This is a genomic window from Shewanella sp. Isolate8 (assembly GCF_022398495.1).
In the GTDB taxonomy this organism is placed as follows: domain Bacteria; phylum Pseudomonadota; class Gammaproteobacteria; order Enterobacterales; family Shewanellaceae; genus Shewanella; species Shewanella aquimarina.
In genome coordinates this window covers 228,728-249,366 of record NZ_JAKEVI010000004.1, presented here as the reverse complement: position 1 = coordinate 249,366, position 20,639 = coordinate 228,728, and the positions used below count along the sequence as shown (strand labels likewise).

The window sequence follows — 20,639 nt, the reverse complement described above, 5'->3', positions numbered from 1 at the left end:
AAGATGCAGCAGACCATTATCGAATTGGAACTCGCGCTGCTCAGCCCAGAGGTGCGCTGCGATGCCAATGTGCTCGACGAGTTGATACATGCCGACTTTTTGGAGGTGGGCGCCACGGGAATCAGTTTCGGCAAGCCTGAGGTGTTGGCGCGCCTGCCCAAGGAGAAACCGCCGGTATTTAGAGTGAGCGATATGCAGTATCGCTTGCTGAGCGAAGATCTGGTCCAGCTCAACTACCGCGCCTGTTTTAAGCCGGTAAACGAGGTAGATAAGCGTTATTCGCTGCGCACCTCGCTGTGGAAATGCAGTAATGGCCGATGGCAGATGATCTACCATCAGGGCACGCCCTGCGCGCCCTACTTCTAACTGGCTTGTGGTTAAAGGTTTTCTCTCAGCGCTTGTTTCTAAGCGAATATTCCTAGCTGCTATTCGCCCACTTCCCAGGTGACCTCTACCCGGCCGCCGCCCTGATTCAGTAGCGGATCCAGATAGTCCAGCGTCGTCTTGGCTATCTCATCAAGCTGCCAGGGGGGATTGATCACCCAGAGGCCTGCCGCCGTCATGCCAAATTCCTCGCTGTCGGGTCTAATCGCCTGTTCGATACGTAGCTGGCGCTTAATGCCGCTCTGCTTTAGCAGGTCAAACATGGCCTCGGTCTGCTCGCGCTTCACCACGGGATACCAGATCATATAGACGCCGGTGGCAAACTTCTTGTGCGCCTTGATCACGGCCTTGGCGACTTCCTGGTAGTCGCTCTTTATCTCGTAGCTGGGGTCGATAAGGATGACGCCGCGGCGTTCCGGTGGCGGCACGGCGGCAAGTAGCCCCTTCAGGCCGTCGCCCTTGATCACCTTGATCTGCTTGTCACCGCCCAGTTGCTCATCCAACAGCTGATGGTCGGCGCCGTGCAGCTCATGCAGCACCATGCGATCATTATCTCTTAGGTTCATGTCGACAAAAGCGGGGGAGCCCGGATACAGCTCTAGATCGTCCGAGCCATTGAAGTGTTTGATATCGCTTATGTATTGGCTAAGTGCCTCGGGCAGGTCCTGCTTGTCCCACAGCTTGGCGACCCCCTCTAAATATTCACCCGTCTTCTGGGCAAACTCATCGGATAGCGCATAACCACCGGCGCCCGCATGGGTATCGATATACACCATGGGCTTATTCTTCTTATGCATCAACTTGAGGGTTTGCAGCAAGATACTGTGCTTGAGCACATCGGCATAGTTTCCGGCGTGGTAGCCGTGACGATAACTTAACATGAAGATTCCAGATGGTGAGGGCGCTAGCCTGATAGGGCGATTATAGGGGGGATGCCAGCCCAGGTACAGCGACTCCTGTCTAGGTGCAGCGGCAGGCAGTAAGTCTCGCTAACAAAGGCCATATTCAGCGCTGTGCACTTTTGGCATAATGAGAACGTTATTTCTTAACTTATTGAGCCAAAGTGACTGCATCATCGACCAAGCCCGCATCTGTGGGGATCTTTTTTAATCGCCAATACCCGACCCTGGAAGCCGTGTGTGATCGTTGGGGGCTAGTGTTCGACAAGGACGCCCAGTTCGAGCTGGTGTTCGAAGATAACTGTCTCATCTTAAACAAGCGCGACGAGCCCAAACTCAAGGGCATATTGGTGGATTTCGTTACCGGCGCCGTGGCTCACAGGCGTAAGTTCGGCGGCGGTCGAGGCCAGGCGATAGCCAAGGCGGTGGGCCTCAAGCAGGGAGTGACCCCGAGCGTCGTCGATGGCACCGCAGGCCTTGGGCGGGACGCCTTCGTGCTCGCCAGCCTGGGCTGCAAGGTAACCATGGTTGAACGCAATCCCGTGGTGGCCGCCTTGCTGGAAGATGGTCTGCGTCGCGCCTATGAAGATGCCGATATCGGCCCCTGGATGCGTGAGCGAATGCATCTAGTCCATGGTTCCAGCCTGACGGCGTTGGCCGAACTGGGTGAGCAGGTGGATGTGGTCTATCTGGACCCTATGTATCCCCACAGGGAAAAGTCGGCCCTGGTGAAGAAAGAGATGCGCGTATTCCAGTCGCTGGTGGGCGCCGACCTCGACGCCGACGGCCTGCTGGCCCCGGCCATGGCTCTCGCCAGCAAGCGCGTGGTGGTCAAGCGCCCCGACTACGCCGACGATCTCGACGGCGTCAAACCCAGCACCCGTATCGAAACCAAGAAGAACCGCTTCGATGTCTACGTTAAGGCCGCGATGAAAGACAACTAGTGTCTAGAAAATCGGTGGCGATTCAAATTAACTTCCAGCAGCTACCGCGGTAAAGCTTGAAATGACCTTTCCTTCGGGCCTGAGGCTTTTATGGGTTCTGACCTGGGGTTAGTCATACTGACTTTTTGTTCTTTAAAAACAGCATTAAACAACCCGACTTGTGTCGTTTTTTTCGTTTGAAAACGAGACACCCTGTTTTCTTTTAGGTGCGAATCAAGTTAGTGTAGATGGCTATACGGTTCATTGTTTTCAATTGTTTGCCGACTCTTCGGCTGCGTCGTTTTGAGATCTGAAAACCGGAATACCTGCCCAATGCTTGATTTTGGGATTTCATAACAAGTAACACGAAGAACCTATGCCGATTTTAATCCAATACCTTTTTGCCATCGGTTCCTTTCAAGGCGTTTTAATGGCGTGCCTGTTGATTGTCGGCGGGCAGAACAGTCACGGCAATCGCATATTGGGAAGCTGGTGTCTGTTTCTTGCGTTGCGCTTCTTAAGCGCGTTCATTCCCATGAATGGAGAATTGAATGCGTTTTCCGACCTTATCGGCTGGAGTTATTTTTTACCGGCGGGTTACGGCGCCCTGCTGTTTTTGTACTGCCGCCATGCGCTGATGGAACAAAGGTTTCGCTACCTAGACTTGTGGCATTTTACACCTCTGCTTATTTGCTGGGGACTTAATTTGGATATCTTGCTGGCACCGGCGGAAAGCAAATTAGCCATGGTGCAGTCCGGAGGGCCCGAGTCGTGGCGCTTTGAGCTAAGTAACTTGATTTTATTCTTTCAGGCGTTTATTTATCTCGGGTTCACTATCGGGCTGCTGCATCGGTGTCGGATTAAAGCGGCGCAAACCCTGTCGGACTTCAACCCAGCTATTTTTACCTGGCTGTGGAAATTGTTGGTTCTGAATGGCGTCATCTGGCTTTTCAAAGCCCTGGGAAGTCTCAGCACCGATTTTTCGCGACTCTCAACCTTAGGCGATTTCTTGATCGTGATTTTGATCTACAGCATTGCCCTGGCCCAGTGGCGTAACCCCAGATTGTTCACAATAGCCAAACTGGCGGAAACGCCGAATATCGATGACGTTTCGACATTGCAGACCCATTCGGGCGACGGGAATATTCAGGGGCAACAGACGACCGACAAACAGAGCGGGGTGCTTACCGAGGGCATTCGCTGTAACCTTTCGAATGTCGTCAAACAGCATATGGCCGAACACCGTCCCTACCTAGATAACCAGCTGACGTTGACGCGTCTGGCAGAGGCCGTTGGATTGACGCCCCATCATTTGTCTGAGGTGTTGAATCAACAGGAAAGTAAAAACTTTTATCAGTTCGTCAATCAGTACCGCATCCATTATTTTTGCGAGAAATTGCGGGCGGACAGTTCTGCTAAACTGCTCGACCTCGCTTTGGAATCCGGTTTTTCATCGAAGAGCACATTTAATGCCGTTTTCAAACAGTTCACCGGGAAAACGCCCAGTCAATATCGCGAGCAGTTGAGCCGGGCCGTACAAATCGAGTCCGGCTCGGCCTAGTTGTACGTCCGAATCGGCCGATTCAGGCGCATTCTCCTTTCTCAGTGCGTAAATTCACAGACGTTTATATGTTGAATGTACTGTGAAAGGACCTATTGATGAATGTTGAAACAACCCTCAAGGCGCTCTTTGTCGGCGGGCTGATGCTGATATCTGCCTGTACCTCTGCCGCCCGACCGTCTGCGGATGCAGCGGTTCAATCCGCTTCGCGCCCGACGGAGGAACGGGTAAAAAGCAGGCTTCGTGCCGATGTCGAATTTCTTGCCAGTGACCTGTTGGAAGGGCGCGAAACCGGCAGTCGCGGCCATGCCATTGCGGCGCATTATGTCGCGAGTCGGTTGGCCCAGTATGGCGTGACCCCCATGGGCGACAATCACACCTGGTATCAAGCGGTTCCTATGCTGAAAAGCACGCTAGATCCGGTTTCGGCGCACATGACATTACACGGCCGAGTGAGTACCGAACCGCTCAAGCTTGAGTATTCTAAGGAATTTATCGTACTGCCGGGGGCTGGAGCCGCATCGGGACGGGTGAGGGCCCAGGTGACCTTTGCCGGTTACGGTATCGTATCGAAGGCACTCAAGCAGAATGATTATGCGGGGCTCGATGTCGCCGGAAAAATCGTGTTGATATTGGCCGGAAGGCCAGCCTCATACTCAAGCGAGGCGGGGGCATTTGTGGCAAAGCCGGATGAAAAAATTCGCCATGCCGCAGAGCGGGGTGCCGTTGGTGTTATCTTCATGGGCCCCCCGACCGGAGAACGGCAGGGCTTTTATCGGCACATGGCCGAGTTTGCGAGCGCTCCCAGGCTGCAATGGCAGCAAAAAAATGGCATCGCCTTCGGTTCATCCCCCGGTCTGCATGTCGTTGCCGCAGTCACCGCTGAGGCGGCCAAAACACTATTCACCGAGGCAGGATTGAGTTTGAACGGCCTATATGCCGACCTTAAGCAAGGCAAGTCTCCTGTGGGCTTCGACTTGAATCTTGATGTGTCGTTGGCGCATAGCACCGGCGTGGAGCGCATCAGCAGCCCGAACGTTGTGGGCGTGATCGAAGGGAGCGATCCTGTGCTGAAACACCAGTATGTCGTATATTCAGCTCATCTGGATCATATCGGCATGAGTGCCAATTCAGCCGAAGACCATATCAACAACGGGGCTGTTGACAATGCCACCGGCGTCGCCATCATGCTGGAAACCGCTCGTCGCTTCAGCCTGGGAGAAAAGCCGAAGCGCTCCGTGTTGTTTGTTGCCGTGACCGGAGAAGAAAAAAACCTTCTCGGTTCGGACTACTTTGCGCACAATCCAAGGGTTCCCTCGAACGCCATAGTGGCGAACATTAATCTCGATATGCCGATTTTGCTATATCCGTTTGCCGATATCATCGCATTCGGTGCGCAGCATTCGTCGATGGGGGACTTTGTAAAAGCGGCCGCCGAGAAAACGGGGCTCAAGATCAGTCCCGATCCGGTTCCCGAACTCGCGCTGTTTGTACAAACCGATCACTTTTCTTTTGTAAAACAAGGTATTCCGTCTGTCTATCTGATGCCGGGTTTTACTGCTGCTGATCCCGCACTCAACGGTGGGCAAATCGCTCAATCTTTCTATCGCACCCATTACCATCGGCCGTCGGACGATACCTCATTGCCTATCGACTATGACGCCGCGGCGATGTTCTCAGTGGTTAATTTTGCCCTCGGCAAGGAAATCGTCGACGCTGCAGCCCGTCCTAAGTGGTACCCGGGGGATTTTTTCGGTGAGGAGTTCCGCTTGGAAGTGGCCGAGCTGCCATAGCTTGGATTTTGGATATCTCGAAGCGCAGTCTGTCTGCGCTTTCGATGAGCCTCCCGGCCCGCTGTCGGCCGCCTGAGCAGTCGTTGTCAGTTGCAGCGTTCAGTGTTTGCCTGCAGGCGGGGCAATCGGGGACAGCGCCGCTAAATCCAAATGCTTGTGCACCATTGTCAATTCGTTGATTTCTTTGTGAATGACCTTTAATGAGGCGGCTATTGTTATGCCCGGCGGCGAGTGTTAGCTTGCTTATTTAGTGGTGTTTTGGGAGAAAGCAATGATAAGGATTAATGTGTTCGGCAGATCTATGTCGGTTAGGCGTATTAGTGGTGAGTGGCAGCTGTTTAATGAGTCGCAAACCGGGATGCGTGCTCGCGTCTATGATGTGGTGATCCCGCCCGAGCTGACAGAGGATGAGCTAACTGGTTTTCTGGATGATATCTATCATGAGCATGCCAGCGAGCAGTATCCTAGCGTGGTGATAGAGAGCTAATGTCTGTTAATTGAAAGGCAAAGGTCGGATTGATGCTAAGACGCTTGATGGATTATTTGAGACTCTTGTTGTTTGTCTGCGGCGTGCTGTTAGGCGTGCAGGTGCCGAGCTTTGTGGATCAGTATGGCAAGGCGCTTGCGGCGCATACCCAGGAAGCCAAACAGAGTCTGGCCGAGTTTCAGCGTGATGCCGACCGTTTCTTCGGTGGCGATATCGACAAGCTCATCGCCCACTATAAGCAGAACCCCGATGCGGTATTTAACGCCGGCGGCGACAGTATCGAGGTGATTTACCAAAGATATCGGCTGCTGTCTGAGGCGTTAACGGAATTTAATCGGTCAGCCTATGGCGGATTCGACCAAGTTGTCATGAGTCCTCTGCCAGCGCTCCGCGATCAGGTGTGGCGCCACTTCAGCCACAGCATCTTACTCGATGGCCGCGCCATCGCCTTCGGCCTGCTGTTTGGTCTGCTGTTTTCCATGCTGTGCGAACTGACGTTGCACGGTTGCGGGCGTTGTTGCCGCGGCGCCTATCGACGGATTCGTCTCACCGCTAAAGCCCAAGTCGAGGCCAGGGTAGAGAAACCCTAAGGTTCGTCTGTGTTTGTCACCGCGAATAAGGGCTATGCTTGTGTAAACTGAGCATAAGTTCGTGAATATAAGTTAGCTAATATTCGCCAACAAGATTATTTAACTAATAAGGATCTCCCCATGATAGCCCAAGGACAAGCATTACCCGCCGCGACCCTAGGTCAGTTAACCGAGAGTGGCATGGTCAACCATGACGTGACCGAGCTGTTTGCCAACAAGAAGGTGGTGCTGTTTGCCGTCCCCGGCGCCTTTACCCCGACCTGCTCCGAGGCGCATCTGCCCGGCTATGTAGTGTTGGCAGATCAATTTAAGGCTAAGGGGGTGGATATTATCGCCTGTGTATCGGTTAACGATGCCTTCGTGATGAAGGCCTGGGGCGAGGCGCAAAATGCCAGCGAGCTGATGATGTTGGCCGATGGTGATGCCAGCTTTACCAAGGCATTGGGGCTGGAGATGGACACCGCTGGCTTTGGCGGCATTCGCTCTCAGCGTTACGCCATGGTGATCGACAACGGCGTGGTGAGCCTGCTGAATGTCGAGGCGCCCAAAAGCTTCGAGGTCAGCAAGGCCGAGGTGGTATTGGCAGCTTTATAAGCCGCTGCAAATAAAGAGGGAGCCTTAGGCTCCCTTTTTTGTGGCTAGATGTTAAAAGGCACTAAAACAGGCTTTAAAACAAGGGTCTAAAACAACACCTTAAAACAAGCTCCTAGAAGTAGTGCACATATTCCACGGCGACACGGTAGAGAGTGTCTTCGAAGCCCAGTAGATCCACCTCATAGTCGCGGCTGATATATTGGGTGGTGAAGTGCAGCAGGTTGTTCTGATTGGCCAGCGGCATGATCACCTCCAGGGTGAGTCTGTCCATGGTGTAGAACTTGTCGGCGTCATAGCCCCACTGGCCGTCGAAGCGGCTCCACTTGGCGCCTAGCTGCACCCCCGTGTGGGCGAAGGTGTATTTGTTGCTCCATTCGAAGAAATAGCCAAAACCGGCGCGGTTGAGCTCCTCTTCGGTGCGGCCCATCTCCTCACGCGGCCAGTCGTCATCTTTCTCTTCTTCGCTGTAGCCCAGGCCGAGTGTTAGGCCGAGATCATAGTGGTTGACGTCGCTAAAGCGGCGATTGAGCGACAGGCCCGCGACTGCCAGCTGTTCAAACTCTTCTAGTTGCTGGCTGTTGTAATGCCCCTCGTAGCGGCCGTGAAAACTGAGCAGATAGTCTTGTTGTGCGCCCAGGGTGGCGAAGGGACGCTGGTAGTTAAAGCGCAGATCCATGGAGTTACGGAATCTGTCTTCATCGTACTTTTCGGAGTCGCGTTCATAGTAGTAGGTTCCGCGCACCCTAAAGTAGTTGGTATCCAGCTGGTAGACATTGTTATAGCGCAGGTCGTCCCAGATAAACGACAGGCCTCCGCCGCGGGACATAGAGCTGAACTCTGAGTCAGGGTAAGACTCCAGGCCAGCAATGAGTGACATGGCGTAGGGTGAGTTGTCTGAGTCTGCGAATGCGGAAAAGCTCATTAGCCCAACTAAGCCGAGTGCGAGTGTTGTCTTCATGAGGCGCCTCTGTGGTTCATCATCCGTTATGATGCGGCGCACCTTAGCACAAGATGACTAATTTTTCTGCTAGCCAGATTCCAGTTTGCTCTCGTATCGCTATGTTAGGCGGCGCTCTCGAGAGATGCTTGTGCGTCGATGCCGAGGCTGGCTTCGATGTCGGCAACCCCTTGAGCGACCTCATCGGCGATCACCTCGCTCTGACTGGCGGCGGCCATGGCGTGTTGTTTCAGCGACTCCATCGCCTGGGACAGGCTGTCCAGGTGGCTGGTCTGCTCGCCGCTGAAGCGGCAGCCCTGCTTGGCGGTCTCAGTCATCTCCTCGGATTGCTGCTGTACCGTCTGGGTGACCTGCCAGAGAGTCTGCGCCCCCTGTGCCTGCTTCTGACTGGTGTTGGCGATGCCCTCGACACTTAGGGTCAGCTGCTGGTTGGCCTCTGTGAGGCGGCTCAATATGGTCACCACCTGCTGCAAGGATTCCTGAGTACGTTGGGACAGGCTGCGCACCTCGTCGGCGACCACGGCGAAGCCGCGTCCCTGCTCGCCGGCGCGCGCGGCCTCGATGGCGGCGTTTAATGCCAGCAGGTTGGTCTGCTCGGCGATGTTGCCTATCACATCCAGTATGGTGGAGACGTCGTTGACCGAGGTGGTCAGGCTGCCCAGGGAGAGGTGGCAATGGTCAACGGCCTGCTGGGTCTCGTCTGCGGCGCTCATGAAGGCCTGCACCTCCTGCTGGCTGGCGAGCATCTGGCTATGGGTCTGCTGGGCATGTTGTTCGACTTGGCTGGAGAGTTCACTCACCTCGCGCGCGATGGCGCGTACCTGCTCGGTTTGATTCTGTGCCGTGTCGACTATGCCGAGCGTGGTCTCCGTGCCTTGGGTCAGCTCGGTAATGCGGTGTACCAGCTGTGACAGCGAGGTGGAGATCTGGCCTATCTTGACCCGTTGGGCGGCATCTTCCGCCTCGAACCTGTCCAGCAGTTGATTGAAGTGACCGGCGATCTGCCCCGTCTCGCAGCGCCGCGCTATGGTCAGACGCTCACGGCTGTTGGACTCGCTCAGGCGCATAAACGCCTGGTTCAGATGCCTGAGGGGCTTCACGACCCTGCGTTGCTGTAACAATAGGTAGATGAGGGCGAACAGCGCCAGTACAGACACCACACCATAGAGCAATGTCTGCAGCTGTTGCTTGAGGTGCTGGTTTTGCGCCTGCTGTGCCAGGCCTAACTTAAGCAGTTCATCTTCGATGCGGACGATGGCCGCCATCATGGCTTCCTGGGCTGCCTGATTGGCCGTCAGCATCTGGTGGGTGTTACTCACCTCTTTACCGTAACGCTGGCTCAGGGAGAGCAGCTCGCTGTAGTCACTCTCGCCTATCTCTATCTGTTCGGGCTCATCGTCGCCCAGGGCGAATTCGTCGGCATCTAGGGTCTCATAAAGACTCAGTAGTGGCAGCTTGGCCAGTTGATCGTGCCAATCGGTCAGCGCCTGTATCTGACTCGCCAGCAGGGACTTGAGGCGCTGATCCTTGCCGATCAGATAGTCCTGAGTCAGCTGTGAAAGCCGATACACCAAAGGCGGTAGGCTTTGGGTCAGCAGTAGGTATTGCTTGGCCAGCTTTGGGTGCTCCGGCAGGCCCTTGTCGGCATACTCGGCCAGATGCTGGTTGTAGGCGAGCATCTCGCTCTCGGCGTGGGCCAGTAGCTGGCGGGGATTGCCGGCCAACTTGCCTGCGGCGCGATATTGGGTGTCTAGGTCTTTGATGAAGGTAGCGATCGATTGTTGCAGCCGGTTGGCTTCATCGTGAGAGAGCTGCTCTAAGCTGGCGGCTATGGTCTCTAGCTGTTGTTTGGCACTGCTCAGCTGCTGGTTATTGCCCGTGCTCAGGTAGCTTTCCAGCTGACGGCGAACCTCTAGCAGAAATTGCTGCTGCAGGTCGGAGAGCATCTGATTCTTCTGCTCTATCTGGGCGCGTTCCTGATTACTCCACACGACGACGCCAGCCAGCAGCGCGGCCAGCAGTAACAGGATGGCAGAAGCCCAGAGGGAGAGGGTGGAAATTTTCATGATCAAGTGCCAATGACAGTTTGCGCCAGAATATGACGTATATATTGCAAATTGATGACATTCGCACTTAAGGATGAAGTCTCTATCCGGCGTTAAAACTACCGGTATGGTGAAGGGGATTGTCGTGAAGGGGGTTGCCGTTTATTCCAGCGGCAGCCACACCTGAGCGCTCAGGCCACCCTCTGGGCGATTGGTCAGTATCACCTGTCCCTGATGGCGATCGACGATACGCTTGATGATGGCCAGTCCCAGCCCGGAGCCGACACTGCCGCGGGCGCTGTCGCCCTGGGTAAAGGGCTGAAATAGCTTAGGGATCTGATCGCTGGGAATACCCGGGCCGTTGTCTTCGACGCTAAAGCCGATCCGGCGACCATTGAAGCTGGAGCTGAGCCTTACCCAGCCGTTACCGTAACGAAAGGCGTTTTCTACTAGGTTGCTGATGACACGCTTGATTGCCACCGCCTGCATGGGGATTTCGGGACACTCGCTCAGCTCGAGCACTATCTCGCCGTCGCGGTTGGCCTCGGCCTGGGCGATGTCCTTTAGCAGCTCGTTGAGCTGAACCTGTTCGCGATTGGCTTCCTGATCCTGGCGGATATAGGCGATAAACTGGTTGATGATGGCATCCATATCTTCGATGTCATGCACTATGCCCTCTTTGAGGTACTCATCTTCCTCGACCATCATCTCGGAGGCGAGACGGATGCGCGTCAGCGGGGTGCGCAGGTCGTGGGAGATCCCCGCCATCAGCAGGGCCCTGTCCTGTTCGAGTTGCTGCATGCTGCGGGACATCTGGTTGAAGGCGTTGGTCACCTCGATGATCTCGGTGGAGCCACTCGGCGGCAGCGGCGCGGGATAGTCGCCTCGGGAGACCGAGATAGCCGCCTTCTGCAGGCGTTTAAGCGGCTTGTTCTGCTTGCGGGCAAACCACCAACCGCCGGCGACACTCAGGGCGCCTATCACCATGAGATAGAGGGTGAGGGGCGAGAGGCCAAACTCGTTGAAGCCGGTCAGGGGCACCTTGATCCATACAGATGGCGCCTGGGGCGGGCGGATCCAGATCTCGAACTCTGTTCCTTGAGCGATGCGCACCTCGGCCTTGCCGCCCAGATGCTCCGACATCTGCGCAGACAGTAGGCTGTAGTAGGCGGCGCGATCGACGCCTTCCTCGCGGGCCTGCTTGAGGTTGTAGATCTGCATGCTGTCGTCACGCACCTTGGCATTGAGGGCATCGACCATGGAGAGGTGTTCGCGGCCGATATCGATACCGTCGACGAACAGCAGGTTGACCTGACGGGCGATCAGCTGGTTGATCTGCTGGTAGGTGGGCTGAATAAAGTAGACGGCCACCGAAAGATAGGAGACCAGCTGATTGACCAGCAGCAGCGAGCCTATCAGGAGTACTGTCTGACTGAAGGCGCTACGGGGCAGAAAGCGTTTAAACCAGCTCATTGTTGGCGTTGAGGACTATGGCCTGGGCTAACGCCGCGCGGCCCCGTCGGGTACGAACACATAACCCAGTCCCCAGACTGTTTGGATATATCTGGGGTTGGCGGCATCTTTCTCGATCAGGCGACGCAGGCGTGATACCTGCACGTCGATAGAGCGCTCCAGTGCCGAATAGTCGCGGCCACGGGCCAGATTCATCAGCTTGTCCCGTGACAAGGGCTCTCTTGGGTGACTCACGAGCACCTTAAGTACGGCAAATTCGCCGCTGGTGAGGGAGATCGCCTCTTCGCCGTGGTACATCTCGCGGGTCGCCAGGTTGAGGGTAAACTCACCGAAGGTGATCTCCTCTTCCTGCTGGGTCGGCGCGCCGGGTACCTCTGGCGCCTGACGGCGCATGACCGCCTTGATGCGAGCCAGGAGTTCTCTGGGATTGAAAGGCTTGGGCAGGTAATCGTCGGCGCCCAGTTCCAGGCCTATGATGCGGTCCACCTCGTCCCCCTTGGCGGTCAGCATAACTATGGGAATGGTATTGCCATTTTGGCGCAGGCGACGACAGATAGAGAGGCCATCTTCGCCCGGCAACATAAGATCCAGCACCAGCAGGTGAAAGTTTTCTCGCTCCAGCAGCCTGTCCATCTGTTCTGCATTGGCGGCGCTTCTGACCTGGTATCCCTGCTCCATCAAGTAACGCTCTAGCAGGGCTCTTAGGCGCATATCATCATCGACAACGAGAATTTTAGAGGTTTCTTGTCCCATGTTCTCTATCCCTTATTTCAGTGCGATCGACTCAAGGTTTACCGCTCAACTGGCTGAATTTCAATATTAATCTTATGTGCCTGCTTAATATAGCCGCTTTGCTATTTAAAAGCCTAGCGAGATTTCATCCTGAATTGAGGCGATAATTTATCTAGGTAGAAATGAAACACTTGTAACATGCTGATAGTCTTTGAAATTATATGTTTTAAACTGGCTGTCGGGAAATTGTAACCAAATTGAAACTGCCTAGAGCCAGCCGGCAGAGTGACTCCCAGGTTGGCGGCCTCGCCATGGTCGAGCCACTGGACTATTGTTTTTCAAGGGTTGCACTGGGTATTATCAGCGGAAAATCATTCGATGCGCTGGCCTGTGCCAGGCATCTTGTTGAGTCGTGACGAGAGAAAAATGAAAGCCATGTTGATCACCCGTGAAGGGTGGCAAGCGCTCGACCGAGAGCTTAAGTATTTATGGAAAGAGTATCGCCCCGAGATCACCAAGAAGGTGCAGGAGGCGGCGGCCCAGGGTGACCGAAGCGAGAATGCCGACTACACCTATAACAAGCGTCTGTTGCGTCAGATAGACAGCCGGGTGCGCTACCTGGTGAAGCGGGTGGAGGATCTGCAGATCGTCGACTACTCGCCACAGCAGGAGGGCAAGGTGTTCTTCGGCGCCTGGGTGGAGCTGGAAAACGAGGAAGGCGAGATTGTGCGTTATCGCATCGTCGGCAAGGACGAGCTGGATACTAAGCTGGGCTACATCACCATAGACTCGCCCATGGCGAGGGCGCTGATCGGCAAGCAGGTGGACGATGAAGTGGTGGTCAACACCCCCGCCGGTAAGAAGGAGTGGTACGTCAACAAGATCCAATATAAGGCGTTCGAGGACTAAGCCTGCCTTCGTGATTTCAGCCTGGGTGTAAGCCTGGGCTAACGCTTTTTATCCTATCTAATAGACTGATATTAAAGTTGATATTTAGCCGTTAATCACAATGTAACGATATCTTGTCACTCTCTGCGTCCCGCGGTGTCGGCACTGGCTCGATGGCTTGATGATCTCGATCAAGGCGCGGCGACACCTCACTCTCTAGGCTACAGACACTTTTTGACAACCGAGAAGCTAACGTGTCTGTATCGATCGAATCTAATTTTGGCGTCGACTATGCCGCCCATCTCCCGCTGCTTGGCGATAGCATCGCCGAACTGCTCGTCTTCTTCGGCGTGAAACGTGTTTATGGTGTTGGTGGTGACTTTGTCGCCAACTTGATCAATACCCTGGATAAGCAGGTGGCGGTATTGCCCTCAAGCAATGAGATGCACGCAGGTTTTAGTGCCTGCGCCCAGGCCGAGCTAAACCCTCTCGGGGTCTGCATGACCACCTATACCGTGGGCAGCCTGCCTTGCACGTCGGCGGCGGCCTTGGCGCGCACCGAAGGTTTGCCCGTGGTGTTTATCTCGGGGGCGCCTGGCGAGGCGGAGATAAACAGTCAGGCGTTGCATCACAGCGTGCATCCGCACACGGCCTGGCATACGGATCTCGATGCGGCGCTCAATGCCTTTAAGGCGCTGGGTGTGCGCGCCGAACGCCTGCAGGGCCAGCGCCATAGCGGCCAACCCAATGTGGCCGCCGAGCAGTTTCTGCAGCTGCTTACCCATGCCTATGTCAATCGTCAGCCCGTGTATATCGAGGTGCCCAGGGATCTCATCTATCAGCCGACCCAGGCGCTGAGTCTGCCGAGTTGCCCGAGTCAGCTTAGGCCTCAGGCACTTAACTTAAGCGGCGCCGAGCTGATCGCCAGCCAGATCCGCACCCAGCTGGAGCAGGCCAAGGCGCCGCTGGTGTTTCTCGGCGAGAAGCTCAGGCTCAATGAGCCGCTGCTTGAGAAAATTTTGGCCTTCTGTGAGCAAAATGGTCTGCCCTATGCCACCACCTGGTTTGGCAAGGGAATGCTGGATGAATCGAGACCGCTCTGTTTAGGCAGCTATAACGGCGTCTTCAGCCGTCTGCCTCATCAGGCCTATATCGAGTCTGAGGCCGATTATGTGCTCGAACTAGGCACTGCCATCTTCCCATCCGATACCAACAACGCCTTTAGCAGCCAGACCCATGCCATAGACAATCATGGCAATAAGACCATGCTCAAGGGGACGGCGCAGTGGGAAGCCGATATTGAGGCGGTGATAGCGCTGCTCGCCACGCAGCCGTTAACCCTTAATGCTAGCGTGAACCTGGCTGTCGAGACTGCGCAACAACTGGCTCCCCAGGCAGAGCTTGGCTATCACCATCTTTCGGCCTGCATCAACGCCGCGCAGCAGCGCGTCGAGCGTCCCTTCATCTTCCTGCCCGAGGTGGGTAATTCGCTGTTTGCCAGCTTCGAGTTGACCACCCTAGGCAGCGATATCGGCCGCAGCTATCTGGCTAATCCTTGGTATGCGGCTATGGGCACCAGCCTGCCCTATGCCAGAGCCGTGGTAGATCAGCTCGCCGAGCGCCAAAGCTCGCAGCCTGTGGTGGTGATCACCGGTGATGGCGGCTTTAACTTCCAGGCGAATGAGCTGATCAACCTGCAGAAGCAGGGAGCCAACCTGATTATCGTCTACATGCGTAACAACATCTTCCACCTGGGTAAGGCGGGTGATGCGCCCATCTACGCCTGCAACCATGAGGGGTTCGATCCTAAGCTATTGATTCAAGCCTATGGTGGCAGCGGTCACCTGTGCCGGCAAAGCGGTGAGTTTGTCGATACCCTGTGTGGCTGCATCGCCAGCGGTGGCCTGCATCTCATCGAGGTGCCAGCATCTGTTGAGGCATCGGCCCAGAGCGACACCACTCAGAAGCTCAATTGTTACATAGGTTATCGCAACGGTAACCCTGAGGCGACGCAGCGCTGGCAGGAGCTGTGCGAAAAACGCGACTAAACTGAGAGACGTGTCGCCTAATTTACCCGCCCTTATCAGGAGTTGCGACAGATAGGGCGTACAACTTGGCCTTGGGCTGTGTTATCTTTGGCGGCACTTAACTCTCTATTTGGGCACGACGTAATCTATGCAAAATATTGCACAAATCATCGCTCAGGAACTGAATGTTCGCGAGCAGCAAGTGACGGCAACTATCACTCTATTGGATGACGGCGCGACGGTTCCCTTCGTTGCGCGTTATCGTAAAGAGGTCACTGGTGGTTTAGATGATACCCAACTGCGCACCCTTTATAGCCGCCTGGGCTATCTGCGCGAACTCAACGATCGCCGTCAGGTGATCCTCTCCAGCATTCAGGCCCAGGGTAAGTTGACCGCCGAGTTGCAGGCCGCCATAGATCAGGCCGACAGCAAGACCCGCCTGGAAGATCTCTACCTTCCCTACAAGCCCAAGCGCCGTACCAAGGGGCAGATCGCCATCGAGGCCGGTATCGAGCCTCTGGTGGATCGTTTGCTCAGTGATCGTCTGGCAGATATCGAGGCCCTGGCGAGCGAGTACCTCAATGCCGAGGCCGGGTTCGATGAAGTGAAGGCGGTGCTCGATGGTGCGCGCTTCATCCTGATGGAACGATTTGCCGAAGATGCCGAGCTCTTGCAGAAGGTGCGTCAGCATCTGACCCAGAGCGCCGTGCTCGAGAGCCGTGTGGTGAAGGGCAAGGAGAAAGAGGGCGCCAAGTTTAGAGACTATTTCGAGCACAGCGAGAAGCTGATGAATGTGCCTTCGCATCGTGCCCTGGCCATGCTTCGTGGTCGCAACGAAGGCGTACTGAGCCTGAGTATGAATGCCGACCCCGACAGCGAGGCCAAACAAGGCAGTTATTGTGAGGTGATTATTACCGATCACTTCGGTCTTAAGCTGAGCGACTCGCCGGTGGATCAGTGGCTCAAGCTGGTGGTGACCTCCACCTGGCGCATCAAGATAGCGCTGCAGATGGAAACCGAATTTATTGCCAAGCTGCGTGAGCGCGCCGAGACCGAGGCGATCAATGTATTCGCCCGAAATCTTGGCGATCTTTTGATGGCGGCGCCTGCCGGTGCCAAGGCGACTCTGGGGCTGGACCCAGGCCTGAGAACCGGCGTTAAGGTGGCCATAGTCAACAACACGGGCAAGCTGATGGCCCATACCACCATCTTCCCCCATGCGCCGCAAAACCAGTGGGAGAAGTCGCTGCGTACCCTGGCGAACCTGGTGAAGATGCATAAGGTGGAGCTGATTGCCATAGGCAACGGCACCGCCTCACGTGAGACAGACAAGCTGGCGGGTGAGCTGATTGCCTCGCTCAAGAGTGAGCTGCCAGGACTCACCAAGATCATGGTGAGCGAGGCGGGTGCCTCGGTTTATTCGGCTTCCGAGTTGGCGGCGGAGGAGTTTCCCGATCTGGACGTGTCGATTCGCGGCGCCGTGTCTATCGCCCGTCGTCTGCAAGATCCCTTGGCCGAGCTGGTGAAGATAGAGCCTAAGTCTATCGGTGTGGGCCAGTATCAGCACGACGTGAGTCAGAGTCAGTTGTCACAGTCCCTCGAGGCCGTGGTGGAAGACTGTGTAAACGGCGTCGGCGTGGATCTCAACATGGCCTCTATGCCACTGCTGACTCAGGTCGCGGGTCTCAACAAGACCCTGGCCCGCAATATTGTCGACTACCGCGATGAAAACGGTCAGTTTACCTCGCGCAAGCAGCTGCTCAAGGTGCCGCGTCTTGGCCCCAAGGCGTTTGAACAGGCGGCGGGTTTCTTGCGTATTCGCGAGGGAGATAATCCGCTGGATGCCAGCGCCGTGCACCCCGAGACCTATGCCCTGGTCGAGCAGATAGCCAAGGCCCAGCAGCAGGCGGTCGATGCCCTGATCGGCAACACCGAGTTGCTCAAGCAGATCGATGCCAAGGCGTTTGTGACCGAGGAGTTTGGTCTGCCTACCATAGAAGATATTCTCAGCGAGCTGGATAAGCCGGGTCGTGACCCTCGCGGTGAGTTTAAGACCGCCGTATTCAAGGAAGGGGTTGAGGAGATCAAAGACCTTAAGGTAGAGATGATCTTAGAAGGCGTAGTGACCAATGTGACCAACTTCGGTGCCTTCGTCGATATCGGTGTGCATCAGGATGGCCTGGTACATATCTCGTCGCTTACCGACAAGTTTGTCAGCGATCCCCATACCGTGGTGAAGGCGGGCGATGTGGTCAAGGTCAAGGTGATGGAGGTCGATGCCGAGCGCAAGCGTATCAGTTTGACCATGCGTCTGGATGAGAAGCCGGGTGAGAAGGCGTCTCATCAGGGCGCCAAGGGCCCGGCAAAGACTGGTCATGGCAAGGGCCATCAGGGAAAAGGTCCCCAGGGTAAGGGCCAAGCCAAGGGGCAATACAAGCAGCCCAAGGCGCCTGCCAATGCCGCCATGGGTAACGCCTTCGCCGATGCTTTCGCTAAATTAAAAAAGTAGCCGAAAAGTAAAGAGAAAAAGCCAATCCCTCCTGGGGGATTGGCTTTTTTTGTATCCATTTTTCATCTGCTGTCAGCTGTGGTGCCCAGTCTGTCTACAAAATTTTCACCCTGAGAGTGTTCTACTCGACGATGGCTAGGCTCGTCTCTTTTTTGTTGATCGTGAAGCACGCTGAAACAAAAATAGAACTAAAGTGTTACTTTTGTGTCAAACTACCGTGCGATGTAGGCAAGGTAACAAGTGCTTCGCGAGAAAGCATAAGACTAGATTGAAAATATGTGGAAAATTTATGACTAAAGTTAAGTCAACATGGGGGCCGTTTGGCGCCATTATCTGTTTTGGGTTGATAGCCTTAGCTATCACCACACTGAGCCGTATCGGCTTAGGCGTTTGGCAGGCCGATAGGGTCGCCGCCGTCGATGGCTGGCCACACCTGCTGCTTCAGGGGCTGAGGGTCGACTTTGCCACCCTGTGTTGGTTATGGGGTGTCGCTGCCCTAGGGACCACCATCTTTGGTGGCGATCATCTGGTGGGTCGTGGTTGGAAGTCTGTGCTCAGAGTCTGGCTAACTCTGGGTCTGTGGTTGATGATCTTTCTTGAGCTGTCTACTCCCTCGTTTATCGACGAATATGGCCTGAGGCCCAACCGTCTCTATATCGAATACCTTATCTATCCCAAAGAGGTGCTCTCCATGCTGTGGACCAGCCGTAAGGGAGAGATCTTCCTCGGGCTGATTGTTAGTACCCTGAGCCTTTGGGGCGGCTGGCGCCTGAGTGGGCGCTTACTGAAAGAGGTGGTCTATCCGCGTTGGGTATGGCGCCCGGCGATTGCCCTGTTGGTGATAGTCGTGACCCTGTTGGGTGCACGCTCCAGTCTGGGACACAGACCACTTAACCCTTCTATGGTGGCTTTTGCCGACGATCCGCTGGTGAACTCTCTGGTGGTGAACTCCTCTTATTCGCTGGTATTTGCTATCGATCAGATGTCGGCGGAAGCCAATGCCTCTAAGGTGTATGGCAAGCTGGAGAAGAGCCAGATCATAGACAACATTCGTAAAGACAGCGGTCGTCCGTCGAGCGCCTTCACCTCCGATTCTCTGCCGAGCGTGACCTACAACCAGGCCAGCTACCAGGGTAAGCCCAAGAACCTGGTGATCATACTGCAGGAGAGCCTGGGGGCGAGATTTACCGGTTACCTCGGTGGTCTGCCACTGACGCCTAATATCGATGCCCTGGCGAAAGAGGGCTGGGCCTTCAATCGTCTCTACGCCACGGGTACCCGTTCGGTGCGCGGTATCGAGGCGGTCACTACCGGCTTCACGCCGACCCCTGCACGTTCTGTGGTTAAGCTGGGTAAGAGTCAGACCGACTTCTTCACTGTCGCGGATCTGCTCAAGATGAACGGCTATGAGACTCAGTTTATCTATGGAGGTGAGAGCCATTTTGATAACATGCGCAGCTTCTTCCTGGGCAACGGCTTTAGCGATATCGTGGATCAGAATGACTATAAAGATCCTGCGTTTGTCGGTTCTTGGGGGGTGTCGGACGAAGATCTGCTCAAGCGGGCCAATAGCGAGTTTGAGCAGTTCCATAAAGAGGGTAAGCCTTTCTTTAGTTTAGTGTTCAGCTCATCTAACCATGAGCCGTTCGAGTTTCCCGATGGCCGCATCGAGCTCTACGATCAACCCAAGCAGACCCGTAACAACACGGCCAAGTATGCCGATTATGCCGTGGGTGAGTTCTTTAAGCTCGCCAAGCAGTCCAGTTACTGGAATGACACTCTGTTTGTGGTGGTGGCCGACCATGAGAGCCGCGTAGGCGGTGCCTCTCTGGTACCCGTGGAGCAGTTTAGGATCCCGGCGATTATCTTGGGCGATGGTATTGAGCCTAAGCTGGATCAGAGAGTGGCCAGCCAGATCGATCTGGCGCCGACTCTGTTGTCCTTGATGGGCGTATCCGGTAGCTATCCTATGCTGGGACGGGATCTGACCAAGATGGATGACAACTGGCCCGGTCGCGCCCTGATGCAGTACGACAAGAACATGGCCTATCTGCGTGGTGACGATGTGGTGATCCTGCAGCCGGAGCGTGAACCAGCCGGCTATGGCTATGACTTTGCCAGTAATACCCTGACCCATAAGTCTCAGAGCGACGAGATGAAGCAGACAGCCCTGTCGTGGGCGCTATGGGGCAGCATGGCTTACCAACAACAGTTGTATCAGACGCCGCAGCAAAACACGGCATCGAGCAAGTCTTCGAGCGAAGGCGTGATCAGATAAAGGTGGATAACTCGGGCTCTCCCTTAGGGAGGGCCTGAGTCTGATAGAAGCTGGCGATGTGGGCCGACACGCTCTGATAGAAGCTGGTGGCCTGATTTTCGAATTGAGGCTTAGGTTTTTGGGGCTCTCTTGGCATCTCAGCCTGTACGCTGCGAATGTCCCGGCGCGCTAGCGCAGGTTTCATCATCAGCGGTCGAATGATGGCCGCCGTCCCTTGTTTAGCCTGTTGCTGCTGTTGCTGACCTTCCTGCTGATGCTGGCCTTGCCCTTGCTGCTTGGCCTGCACCTTCTCATTGAGCTTCGCCTGAACATTGGCCTGATCCGCCGCGCGCTCGTTCTGAGGATTGAAGGGGCGCTCTTCGTTGCTCTTGGCGAGCTGCGGCGCCGGTATGATCGGTGGGCGTTGCTGACTCTCTACCCGCGCGCTATCGGTCGCGGCGTTGGTCGTCGCGATTGGTACTTGCGGATAGTTGGTCACCACTAACATAGAAATCCCTC

The 20,639-nt window shown here is 55.4% G+C and carries 17 protein-coding genes; 11 read left to right on the top strand and 6 right to left on the bottom strand.

What is annotated here, in order from left to right; all coding sequences use genetic code 11:
- Positions 1–3 precede the first annotated feature (3 nt).
- Complete coding sequence (locus tag L1D43_RS17445; protein WP_239853640.1) at positions 4–366, top strand: DUF4440 domain-containing protein; 363 nt, start codon at positions 4–6, stop codon at positions 364–366.
- A gap of 59 nt (positions 367–425) precedes the next feature.
- Here the strand turns inward: L1D43_RS17445 and rlmJ are convergent, their stop codons facing one another.
- Positions 426–1,265, bottom strand: a complete 840-nt coding sequence (gene rlmJ, locus L1D43_RS17440) for a 23S rRNA (adenine(2030)-N(6))-methyltransferase RlmJ (protein WP_239853638.1) — start codon at positions 1,263–1,265, stop codon at positions 426–428.
- A 212-nt stretch (positions 1,266–1,477) separates the two neighbouring features.
- On the opposite strand from rlmJ, the gene L1D43_RS17435 reads away from it, so the two are divergent.
- From L1D43_RS17435 to L1D43_RS17410, 6 genes are all read left to right on the top strand, one after another.
- A complete protein-coding gene (locus L1D43_RS17435) occupies positions 1,478–2,227 on the top strand; it encodes a class I SAM-dependent methyltransferase (RefSeq protein ID WP_239853783.1) in 750 nt (249 codons plus the stop codon).
- Positions 2,228–2,582: 355 nt separating this feature from the next.
- Complete coding sequence (locus L1D43_RS17430; protein WP_239853631.1) at positions 2,583–3,767, top strand: helix-turn-helix domain-containing protein; 1,185 nt, start codon at positions 2,583–2,585, stop codon at positions 3,765–3,767.
- 98 nt (positions 3,768–3,865) lie between these two features.
- Positions 3,866–5,560, top strand: coding sequence for a M28 family peptidase (locus L1D43_RS17425; protein ID WP_239853629.1), 1,695 nt, complete (start codon positions 3,866–3,868; stop codon positions 5,558–5,560).
- Between the two features lie 271 nt (positions 5,561–5,831).
- Positions 5,832–6,047, top strand: a complete 216-nt coding sequence (locus L1D43_RS17420; protein ID WP_239853627.1) for a hypothetical protein — start codon at positions 5,832–5,834, stop codon at positions 6,045–6,047.
- A 32-nt stretch (positions 6,048–6,079) separates the two neighbouring features.
- Positions 6,080–6,637 carry a DUF2937 family protein gene (locus L1D43_RS17415; RefSeq protein WP_239853624.1) on the top strand — a complete coding sequence of 186 codons (558 nt, stop codon included), beginning with the start codon at positions 6,080–6,082 and terminating at the stop codon, positions 6,635–6,637.
- 120 nt (positions 6,638–6,757) lie between these two features.
- Complete coding sequence (locus L1D43_RS17410; RefSeq protein ID WP_239853622.1) at positions 6,758–7,231, top strand: peroxiredoxin; 474 nt, start codon at positions 6,758–6,760, stop codon at positions 7,229–7,231.
- Between the two features lie 112 nt (positions 7,232–7,343).
- On the opposite strand, the gene L1D43_RS17405 is transcribed toward L1D43_RS17410, so the two are convergent.
- The 4 genes from L1D43_RS17405 to ompR all read right to left on the bottom strand — a co-directional run bounded on the left by L1D43_RS17405 (position 7,344) and on the right by ompR (position 12,460).
- Positions 7,344–8,189, bottom strand: a complete 846-nt coding sequence (locus L1D43_RS17405; RefSeq protein WP_239853620.1) for a hypothetical protein — start codon at positions 8,187–8,189, stop codon at positions 7,344–7,346.
- A 104-nt stretch (positions 8,190–8,293) separates the two neighbouring features.
- The gene (locus L1D43_RS17400) at positions 8,294–10,255 is read right to left on the bottom strand and encodes a methyl-accepting chemotaxis protein (protein WP_239853618.1); all 1,962 of its coding nucleotides are present in this window, start codon (positions 10,253–10,255) and stop codon (positions 8,294–8,296) included.
- Between the two features lie 141 nt (positions 10,256–10,396).
- Positions 10,397–11,707 carry a two-component system sensor histidine kinase EnvZ gene (gene envZ / locus L1D43_RS17395; protein ID WP_239853609.1) on the bottom strand — a complete coding sequence of 437 codons (1,311 nt, stop codon included), beginning with the start codon at positions 11,705–11,707 and terminating at the stop codon, positions 10,397–10,399.
- Positions 11,708–11,734: 27 nt separating this feature from the next.
- Entirely contained in the window at positions 11,735–12,460 is a 726-nt protein-coding gene (gene ompR, locus L1D43_RS17390) for a two-component system response regulator OmpR (protein ID WP_011867431.1), read from the bottom strand.
- Positions 12,461–12,865: 405 nt separating this feature from the next.
- Here ompR and greB point away from each other — a divergent pair, with 405 nt between their 5' ends.
- The 4 genes from greB to L1D43_RS17370 all read left to right on the top strand — a co-directional run bounded on the left by greB (position 12,866) and on the right by L1D43_RS17370 (position 20,141).
- Positions 12,866–13,348, top strand: coding sequence for a transcription elongation factor GreB (gene greB / locus L1D43_RS17385; RefSeq protein WP_220072568.1), 483 nt, complete (start codon positions 12,866–12,868; stop codon positions 13,346–13,348).
- A gap of 233 nt (positions 13,349–13,581) precedes the next feature.
- Entirely contained in the window at positions 13,582–15,375 is a 1,794-nt protein-coding gene (locus L1D43_RS17380; protein WP_239853606.1) for a thiamine pyrophosphate-binding protein, read from the top strand.
- Positions 15,376–15,502: 127 nt separating this feature from the next.
- Complete coding sequence (locus L1D43_RS17375; RefSeq protein ID WP_239853605.1) at positions 15,503–17,863, top strand: Tex family protein; 2,361 nt, start codon at positions 15,503–15,505, stop codon at positions 17,861–17,863.
- A gap of 289 nt (positions 17,864–18,152) precedes the next feature.
- On the top strand, positions 18,153–20,141 hold the full coding sequence (locus L1D43_RS17370; RefSeq protein ID WP_239853603.1) for an LTA synthase family protein: 1,989 nt from the start codon (positions 18,153–18,155) through the stop codon (positions 20,139–20,141).
- Here the strand turns inward: L1D43_RS17370 and L1D43_RS17365 are convergent.
- Positions 20,134–20,628 (bottom strand): hypothetical protein, encoded by a 495-nt coding sequence (locus L1D43_RS17365; protein ID WP_239853601.1) that lies wholly within the window; start codon positions 20,626–20,628, stop codon positions 20,134–20,136. The two genes, L1D43_RS17370 and L1D43_RS17365, sit on opposite strands and share 8 nt — an antisense overlap.
- Positions 20,629–20,639 lie beyond the last annotated feature (11 nt).

Excerpts from the sequence above, each read along its gene's own strand:
- L1D43_RS17445 (WP_239853640.1), top strand. The coding sequence starts at position 4 with ATGCAGCAGACCATTATCGAATTGGAACTCGCGCTGCTCAGCCCAGAG.
- envZ (WP_239853609.1), bottom strand. The coding sequence starts at position 11,707 with ATGAGCTGGTTTAAACGCTTTCTGCCCCGTAGCGCCTTCAGTCAGACA.
- L1D43_RS17420 (WP_239853627.1), top strand. The coding sequence starts at position 5,832 with ATGATAAGGATTAATGTGTTCGGCAGATCTATGTCGGTTAGGCGTATT.
- L1D43_RS17410 (WP_239853622.1), top strand. The coding sequence starts at position 6,758 with ATGATAGCCCAAGGACAAGCATTACCCGCCGCGACCCTAGGTCAGTTA.
- L1D43_RS17365 (WP_239853601.1), bottom strand. The coding sequence starts at position 20,628 with ATGTTAGTGGTGACCAACTATCCGCAAGTACCAATCGCGACGACCAAC.
- L1D43_RS17415 (WP_239853624.1), top strand. The coding sequence starts at position 6,080 with ATGCTAAGACGCTTGATGGATTATTTGAGACTCTTGTTGTTTGTCTGC.
- greB (WP_220072568.1), top strand. The coding sequence starts at position 12,866 with ATGAAAGCCATGTTGATCACCCGTGAAGGGTGGCAAGCGCTCGACCGA.
- L1D43_RS17425 (WP_239853629.1), top strand. The coding sequence starts at position 3,866 with ATGAATGTTGAAACAACCCTCAAGGCGCTCTTTGTCGGCGGGCTGATG.
- rlmJ (WP_239853638.1), bottom strand. The coding sequence starts at position 1,265 with ATGTTAAGTTATCGTCACGGCTACCACGCCGGAAACTATGCCGATGTG.
- L1D43_RS17370 (WP_239853603.1), top strand. The coding sequence starts at position 18,153 with ATGACTAAAGTTAAGTCAACATGGGGGCCGTTTGGCGCCATTATCTGT.
- L1D43_RS17430 (WP_239853631.1), top strand. The coding sequence starts at position 2,583 with ATGCCGATTTTAATCCAATACCTTTTTGCCATCGGTTCCTTTCAAGGC.
- L1D43_RS17400 (WP_239853618.1), bottom strand. The coding sequence starts at position 10,255 with ATGAAAATTTCCACCCTCTCCCTCTGGGCTTCTGCCATCCTGTTACTG.
- L1D43_RS17375 (WP_239853605.1), top strand. The coding sequence starts at position 15,503 with ATGCAAAATATTGCACAAATCATCGCTCAGGAACTGAATGTTCGCGAG.
- ompR (WP_011867431.1), bottom strand. The coding sequence starts at position 12,460 with ATGGGACAAGAAACCTCTAAAATTCTCGTTGTCGATGATGATATGCGC.
- L1D43_RS17405 (WP_239853620.1), bottom strand. The coding sequence starts at position 8,189 with ATGAAGACAACACTCGCACTCGGCTTAGTTGGGCTAATGAGCTTTTCC.